Raw genomic sequence first — 1,659 nt, forward strand, 5'->3', positions numbered from 1 at the left:
ATGATCTCCGAGGCGGACGACGTCGTCTGCCTCTGCGACGTCAGCCTGAACTCGGAGCTCGCCGCCATCAAGGCGCTGTCGGACGCCGCGCTGACGCTGGGGCGGACGCACGAGGTCATCCTGATGGTGGAGCTGGGGGACCTGCGCGAGGGAGTGCTGCCGGAGGACGTCATGCCGATGGTGGAGCAGGTCCTGACGATGCGCGGCGTGAAGCTCAACGGACTGGGCGTGAACTTCAACTGCTACGGCGGCGTCATCCCTACGCCTGAGAAGCTGAAGGAGCTGGCGGACCTAGCGAAGGAGGCACAAAACCGCTGCGGCTACGAGTTCGAGTACGTGTCGGGCGGCAACTCCGGCAGCCTGCCGCTGGTGCTTGACGACCGGATGCCGGACGGCATCAACCACCTTCGTATCGGAGAGGCGTTCCTCCTGGGACACGAAACGTCCTATGGCAGCTCCATCCCGGGGATGCTGCACGACGTGTTCACGCTGCGGTGCGAGGTCATCGAGAAGAAGCTGAAGCACTCCGTGCCGTCCGGAGAGCGGGGACTCAACGCCTTCGGGGAGCCGCCGGCGGAGATGGAGGATCGCGGGATGATCCAACGCGCGATCATCGCCGTCGGTGGACAGGACACGTTCCCCTTCAGTCTAACGCCCCGCATGGAGGGCCTGCGCTATCTGGGGCACTACTCCTCCGACCACACGATCTTCGACGTGACCCACGCGAAGGGCGACGTGTACGTCGGCGGCACTCTGGACTTCGACGTGGACTACAAGGCGCTCCTGATGATCTTCATGTCAAAGTACGTCGATAAGGTGCCGGTATGGTCAGGACAGGACTTTATGACGGCGGTGCGAATGAGGAAGCCGTCGTGAGGGACGAGCCATGGATTCCAGGACGCTGAGGGGCAACCTCCAGCTCCTCGTCACCGCGGCCATTTGGGGCTTTGGGTTCATCGCACAGCAGTTCGGTGCCCAGGCCCTGCCTCCCTTTTCCTTCAACGCCTGTCGTTTTGCCCTGGGGAGCACGTCGCTGCTCCCCCTGATCGTCCTCTCCGGATGGAACGATCCGGCGATGAGGCGTGCGAGGGCTGCATCCCGCAGGCTCTCGATCCGGGGCGGGCTTCTGAACGGAGGCGTCATGTTCCTGGCGGCATGGCTCCAGCAGGCGGGCATCGCGGAGACGACGGCGGGGCAGGCCGCCTTTCTGACGGGGCTCTACATTCTCTTTGTGCCCCTGTTGGGGATCTTCATGCACCACAGGGTTCCGTTGACGACCTGGTGCGCCGGGATGTTGGCCCTCGTGGGCCTCTACCTCCTGAGCGTGCGGGAGGACCTTTCCATCTCGCGGGGCGATTTCTTCGAGATGGCAGGTGCGGTGTTCTGGGCCCTGCACATCCTGTGCATCGACGCCTACGTAAAGAGAACGGACCCCTTGGAGCTCTCGTTCTGGCAGTTCGCGTTCTGTGCGCTGTTCAGCGTTGGGACGGCTCTGTTCCTGGAGCGGGGCGGCTTTATGCGCATTGGGGACGCCCTGCTCCCGATCCTCTACTGCGGGGTGGTCTCCGTGGGGCTCGCCTACACGCTCCAGGTGGTGGCGCAGAAGGACGTCATTCCCTCCCATACGGCCTTGATCCTGAGCATGGAAACGGTCTTCGC

Annotated in this window: 2 protein-coding genes; both read left to right on the forward strand. The window is 63.8% G+C overall.

Going from position 1 to position 1,659, the window contains the following annotated elements; genetic code table 11:
• On the forward strand, window positions 1–876 hold an 876-nt coding region (locus ACO41U_RS09645; protein ID WP_485943529.1), incomplete at its 5' end, for an alanine racemase.
• A gap of 10 nt (window positions 877–886) precedes the next feature.
• A partial coding sequence (locus ACO41U_RS09650) for a DMT family transporter (RefSeq protein WP_485943531.1) occupies window positions 887–1,659 on the forward strand: 773 nt, incomplete at its 3' end.

Source organism: Fretibacterium sp., from assembly GCF_057312375.1.